This is a genomic window from Variovorax sp. P4_D9, assembly GCF_056401695.1.
The window spans coordinates 1-6,260 of record NZ_JBFUIU010000536.1 but is presented as its reverse complement, the minus strand read 5'-3'; the positions used below and the strand labels follow the sequence as shown (position 1 = coordinate 6,260).

6 protein-coding genes and 1 pseudogene are annotated in these 6,260 nt (G+C 62.9%); 6 read left to right on the top strand and 1 reads right to left on the bottom strand.

The features are described from left to right. Positions 1 to 266: pseudogene (locus AC1DY5_RS37985) on the bottom strand (NADP-dependent oxidoreductase); the annotation flags it as partial. Positions 267 to 384: 118 nt separating this feature from the next. On the opposite strand from AC1DY5_RS37985, the gene AC1DY5_RS37980 reads away from it, so the two are divergent. The 6 genes from AC1DY5_RS37980 to AC1DY5_RS37955 all read left to right on the top strand — a co-directional run. After that, the gene (locus AC1DY5_RS37980) at positions 385 to 837 is read left to right on the top strand and encodes a MaoC family dehydratase (protein WP_478119624.1); all 453 of its coding nucleotides are present in this window, start codon (positions 385 to 387) and stop codon (positions 835 to 837) included. Beyond that, positions 834 to 1,715, top strand: coding sequence for an HpcH/HpaI aldolase/citrate lyase family protein (locus tag AC1DY5_RS37975; protein ID WP_478119623.1), 882 nt, complete (start codon positions 834 to 836; stop codon positions 1,713 to 1,715). Before AC1DY5_RS37980 ends, AC1DY5_RS37975 begins: the two co-directional genes overlap by 4 nt. Before the next feature lie 33 nt (positions 1,716 to 1,748). Next, positions 1,749 to 2,915, top strand: coding sequence for an acyl-CoA dehydrogenase family protein (locus AC1DY5_RS37970; RefSeq protein ID WP_478119622.1), 1,167 nt, complete (start codon positions 1,749 to 1,751; stop codon positions 2,913 to 2,915). A 17-nt stretch (positions 2,916 to 2,932) separates the two neighbouring features. Then, positions 2,933 to 4,132 carry an acyl-CoA dehydrogenase family protein gene (locus AC1DY5_RS37965; RefSeq protein ID WP_478119625.1) on the top strand — a complete coding sequence of 400 codons (1,200 nt, stop codon included), beginning with the start codon at positions 2,933 to 2,935 and terminating at the stop codon, positions 4,130 to 4,132. Between the two features lie 10 nt (positions 4,133 to 4,142). Then, positions 4,143 to 5,045, top strand: coding sequence for an SDR family oxidoreductase (locus AC1DY5_RS37960; RefSeq protein ID WP_478119621.1), 903 nt, complete (start codon positions 4,143 to 4,145; stop codon positions 5,043 to 5,045). Between the two features lie 5 nt (positions 5,046 to 5,050). Beyond that, the coding region (locus AC1DY5_RS37955; protein WP_478119620.1) for an AMP-binding protein at positions 5,051 to 6,260 on the top strand (1,210 nt) is incomplete at its 3' end.

The following is a 6,260-nucleotide window of genomic DNA, read 5'->3' as shown; positions in this document are numbered from 1 at the left end:
GGCCATGCCGGATCATTCGATGCCACAACCCGCCCGCAGGCGAACGAGCGCATCACGGCTCCCACCGCGACCGGCTCGGAGTAGTTGCCGACAGCATTCACCCAGCCGCGCATTGCAGGCTCGACCGACAACCATAGATTGCGAATGAGCACTTGCCCCGGGCCTGGTGTCCCGACCGGCACCTCGACGATCTCGAAGTGCTCGGCCTGCGGAATGCCCGAAGGACGGCTTCGCAGCCGCACTTGCCGATTGATCAAAGGGTTCATCGCAGCGTCTCCATCAAGGTTCCACCTGAGTTGCAAATCGAAGAGAGTTGGTATAGTACACATGCGTACCATGCACATCCATACGCTGAAGCAACTTTCTATTTAAGAGGTAACCCCGATGGCAGGCCGATGGTTTGAAGAATTCGAAGTGGGACAGTCCTTCGATCACGAGATCCACCGGACGGTCATCGAGGCCGACAACATGTGGTTCAGCAACGCCACCTGCAATCCAGCGGCTATCCACATCGAYGCAGAGTACTGCAAGAATACCGAGTTCGGCCGTCCATTGGTCAACAGCATATTCACCCTCGGGCTGGTGATCGGCCTCTCGGTGCAAGAGACTACGCTCGGCACCACCGTCGCCAATCTCGGGATGACCGACACACGCTTTCCGGCCCCCGTGTTTGCGGGCGACACGATCCGCTCCCGCACGACGGTTAAGGAGGTTCGCGAGAGCAAATCTCGCCCGAACGCCGGAATCGTGACCTTTCTCCATCAGGGGCTGAATCAGCGCGACGAAGAGGTGTGTGTGTGCACGCGCCAAGCCCTCATGCTTCGGAAGCCAAAATGAAGACGCTCAAACTCCGCTCGATGCTCTTCGTGCCCGCGGACAGCGAACGCAAGCTGACGAAGTCGATCGGCAGCGCGGCCGATGTGCTGATCCTCGACCTCGAAGACTCGGTAGCCGATTCGCGAAAAGTCGGCGCGCGCACCACTGCCGCGGACTTCATTGCCGCCAAGGCGTCGGAAATCAGTGCGAGGCTTTTCGTTCGCATCAATCCGCTCGACACCGCGCTGGCGATGAGCGATCTTGCGGCGATCGTCGTGCCCGGGCTGGCCGGAATCATGCTGCCGAAGACACGCACTGCGGCCGACATCGACCGATTGGGGCATTGCCTCGACGCCCTCGAGGCCCGCGCCGGCATCGAACCAGGTACCGTACGGATCGTCCCGGTCGCGACCGAGACCCCGCAGGCCATGCTGACGATGCAGAGTTTCGCTGCGCGACCGAGCGACCGCCTCGCCGGCATCACATGGGGCGCTGAGGATCTCTCGGCGGCCATCGGCGCAGTTTCAAACCGCGACGACGATGGCGCCCTTTCGCCGCTCTATGCATGGGCCAACTCGCTATGTCTCTGCGCCGCCGCATCCTCCAGCGTGCCACCAATCGATACGCTGTATGCAGACTTTCGCGACTCCGTCGGCCTGGCCGCAGCCTGTCGAGCTTCGCGCCGACGAGGCTTTCGCGGCCGCATTGCAATCCACCCAGACCAGGTCGCCATCATCAACGAAGCCTACTCGCCGACGGAGACAGAGATCGCGCATGCACGCCGAATCGTTGACGCCTTCGAGGCGGCGCCTGAGGCAGGCACGCTGAGCCTTGACGGCGTGATGCTCGACAAGCCGCATCTGACGCAAGCGCTCGAGACCTTGAGGATGGCTTCCTAGACCGCCGACAACACCAGTATTACGGAGACCCCAATGGATTTCTCAATCTCTGAAGACCATCGCGCGATTCGCGACGGCGTGAGTACGGTCGTGCGATCGTTCGACGACGAGTACTGGCTCGCGCGAGACGACGACGGCGAGTTCCCGCGCGCCTTTCACCGAGCCATGGCCGATGCTGGTTGGCTCGGCATCACAATGCCTACGGAGTACGGCGGTGCCGGGCTCGGCGTGACAGAGGCGGTGATCATGATGCACGAAGTCGCGAGCCACGGCGGCGGAATGGCTGCTGCTTCGACGGTGCATATCAACCTCTTCGGCCCGCATCCGATCGTGGTGTTCGGCACCGCTGAGCAACGCCAGCGGTGGCTGCCGCGGCTTATCGAAGGCAAAGACCAGTGCTGCTTCGGCTTCACCGAGCCCGACGCCGGACTCAACACGACTGCGATCAAGACCTTCGCGCAGAAGGTGCCCGGCGGCTATTTGGTGCACGGGCAGAAGGTCTGGACCTCGACCGCGCAGGTGGCCAACAAGATCATGCTGCTGACGCGCACCACCAAGCTTGAAGATTGCAAGAAGCCCACCGACGGCATCACGATCTTCTACACCGACCTGGACCGTAGCAAGATCGAGGTGCACCGTATTCCTAAAATGGGGCGCAAGRCGGTCGACTCAAACTCAATCTTTATCGACGGCCTGTTCATTCCCGATGAGGACCGCGTCGGCGAAGAAGGAAAAGGCTTCTCGTACATCCTGCACAGCCTCAATCCAGAGCGCCTGCTGGTGGCGGCCGAAGCCGTCGCGATCGGTCAGGACGCGTTGCGCCGGGCTGCCAAGTATGCCCGCGAGCGTGTTGTCTTCGACCGGCCCATCGGCCAGAACCAGGGCATCCAGCATCCGCTGGCCGAGCGATGGATGGCGCTGGAAGCCGCGTGGGCCATGGTGATGAAGGGTGCATGGCTTTACGACCAGCATCAGCCCTGCGGCGCAGAAGCCAACGCCGCCAAGTTCCTCGGTGCTCGCGCGGGATTCGATTCGTGCATGCAGGCCGTGCTGACCCACGGTGGCTTCGGCTACGCGAAGGAGTACCACGTCGAACGCCTGTTGCGCGAAGTTACGGTGACGCGCATCGCGCCCGTCACCGAGCAACTAATCCTGTCATTCATCGCCGAGAAGGTGCTGGACCTTCCCAAGTCCTACTGATCACAAGGGAGCCAAAGGTGTTCAAACGAAAACTGTTTAGCGAAGACCATGAGGGATTTCGCAGCATGGTGCGTCGATTCATCGAGAACGAGATCGCACCGCATCATGCCGCATGGGAAGAGTCTGGCGTCGTGCCGCGCGAGCTCTGGCTGAAGGCCGGCGCGGCGGGCATGCTGTGCTGCACCGTGCCAGAGCGGTACGGCGGGGCAGGCGCGGACTACCTATTCGACGTGGTGGTGTTCGAGGAGATGGCGCGCTCGGGCTTCACCGGCCCGGGCTTCATGATCCACTGCGATCTGGTTGCGACCTACATCGCCAGTTTCGGCAGTGAAGCGCAGAAGAAGAAGTGGCTTCCGCTGATGGTGGCCGGCGAGGCGATCGGATCTCTCGGCATGACCGAGCCCCACGCTGGATCGGATCTCAAGGCGATTCGGACCAAGGCGGTGCGCGACGGAGATGATTTTGTCATCTCCGGCCAAAAGGTCTTCATCTCGAACGGGCAGCTTTGCGACGTGATCGTGCTTGCGACGAAGACAGATTCGACCGCAGGTGCCAAGGGCGTGACCCTGTTTCTGGTCGACACCAGCCTGCCCGGCTTCCGCCGCGGAAAGAACCTGCACAAGCTCGGCATGAAGGCGCAGGACACCTCGGAACTGTTCTTCGACGAAGTCCGCGTACCGGCTAGCGCAATGCTCGGCGAAGAGGGTCGCGGCTTCGAACTAATGATGACCAAGCTCGCGCAGGAACGGCTCGCGCAAGCCATCCGTTCCGCCACGGTGGCCGAAACGGTGATCGACTGGACAATCGAGTACACCGGCAACCGAAAGGCTTTCGGCAAGACAATCGGGGACTTCCAGAACACCCAGTTCAAGCTGGCGGAACTGAAGACCGAGGCAGTCGTCGGGAGGCAGTTCACCGACAAGTGCATCGAGAACTTCATGAACGGCGAGCTCAACGCGGTCGACGCCGCAATGGCCAAGATGTGGCTCAGCAACATGCACTGCAAGGTCGTCGACGAATGCCTGCAGCTCTTCGGCGGCTGGGGCTACATGTGGGAATATCCGATTGCGCGCGCCTATGCCGATGCACGCATCGTCAAAATTGCTGGCGGATCGATCGAGGTAATGAAGCACATCATCGGTCGCCAGCTCTTCGCCGAATTCCGCCCGGGCAAGGACGCTGCCGTCAACGGCGTCGCAGACATCAACCCCGTATAGGAGACTCTCAGTGACACTTTCCACTTTCCGGCCCGACGTACTGGCGGGCAAGCGCATTCTTATCACCGGCGGGGGCACCGGCCTCGGCAAGGAGTTGGCGCGGCACTTCGCCGCCCACGGAGCCGCGGTTCACATCTGCGGGCGCCGCGAAGCAGTTTTGCAGGCGGCGGTGGCCGAGTTGAACGAGACGGCACAGCATGGCGGAAGCGCCGAGTACCACATCTGCGATGTGCGCGATGCTGACCAGATCGAGGCGATGGTCGATCGCATCTGGGCCGGCGGGGCGTTGACAGGCCTGGTGAACAATGCGGCCGCCAATTTCATCTCGCCATCCATCGACATCAGCCCCCGCGGCTTCGCCGCGGTGCGCTCCACCGTGATGGATGGAGCCCTTTTCGCGACCCTGGCCTGCGGAAGACGCTGGATTGCGCAAGGCCTACCGGGTTCAGTCGTGAGCATGCTCGTCACGTGGGTCTGGACGGGCTCTGCCTATGTGCTGCCTTCGGTAATGGCCAAGACCGCCGTACATGCGATGACCATGTCCCTCGCAGTCGAATGGGGCGCGAGGAACATACGGGTCAATGCCGTCGCCCCCGGCCCATTCCCGACGGAAAGCGCGTGGGAAAAGCTGGCACCCATCCCCAAGGCCAATGTGGGCGCTGCATCGGCGGACGAAGTGCCCATGCAGCGCTTCGGTCGCATGCCCGAGCTGTGCAACCTGCTAACCTTTCTGCAGGCCGACGGTTGCGAATATCTCACCGGACAGAACATCGCGATCGACGGCGGCCATCACCTCGCTGCTCCGAGTACGTTTGCGGCACTGGGAAAGCTGACTCCCGAGGATTGGTCCGAAGCGAAGACCCTCGTACGCGGCCGCGCCGAGCAGGAGAAGGCGCAGCGCAGCGCGGGTTGACTCCCATGGCCGAGACCGAAAGTGCAGTGCGTGACCTGCGCCGCAATGCGCAAGCGACGCCGGACCGCGCCGCGATCGTCTGCGGCGGCGAGACATGGAGCTACGCCGCGCTCGAGGCGACGAGCAACCGGATGGCGGCGGTGCTGCGCAGCCTGGGTGCGACGCGTGGCGATCACGTCGCCTCGCTGATCAGCAACCGGGCAGAGGCCGTGGCCCTCGGATGGGCCGCCTGGCGTGCCGGCGTCTATTTGACGCCGATGCCGACTGGTCTCACGGTTAGCGAGCTGCACTACCTGGTCGAGGATTGCGACGCGAAAGTCGTGGTCGCCGACGCCGTCTGGGCGGACGTCGCAGCCCAACTCCCTGCCCTGTCGAAACCGGGGATCTCGTGGCTGTCGCTGCGGGGCTCGATTCCGGAGTTCGTTGCGCTGGAAACGCTCATGTCGCAGGCCTCGCCGGAAGCCCATGCTGATGAGACACCCGGCGCACTGATGGTGTACACCTCTGGCACCACCGGCGCGCCCAAAGGCGTGTTCCGTCCATTGCTCCCGGCCGACTATCGCGGGACACCGCCGTTCGCGAAGGACCTGCTCTCGCTATTCGGGCTCGGCGGCGCCGACGTGCGCTATCTCTCGACCGCACCGCTCTACCATGCAGCCCCGTTGCGATTCGCACTTGCCGTGACCGCGGGCGGGGGCACGGTGTACGTAATGGAACGGTTCGATGCAGATGAAGCGCTGCGGATGCTGGATCAACACACGATCACGCACAGCCAATGGGTACCATCGATGTTCCAGCGATTGCTCGACCTTCCCGTCGAGCGCCGCGCTGCGTTCGCCGCGCCGGCGCACCGATCCGCGATCCATGGAGCGGCGCCCTGCCCCACTTCAGTCAAGAAGTCCATGATCGAGTGGTGGGGTCCGATCGTGCGGGAGTACTACTCTGGCAGCGAAGGCGTCGGGCTGACCCTGATCGATTCGACCGAGGCACTCACCCATCCCGGGTCGGTGGGACGGGCCCGCAAAGGAATCCTTCACGTGACGGATGAGGCCGRCCATTTGTTGCCGCCCCGCGTCACGGGCTTGGTGTACTTTTCCGGCGTCGCACCCTTCGCGTATTACAAGGCACCTGAGAAGACCGCCGCCCGCACACTGCCGCACGGGTGGCAGACCTTCGGTGACGTCGGCCATATCGACGAGAACGGCTATCTCTACC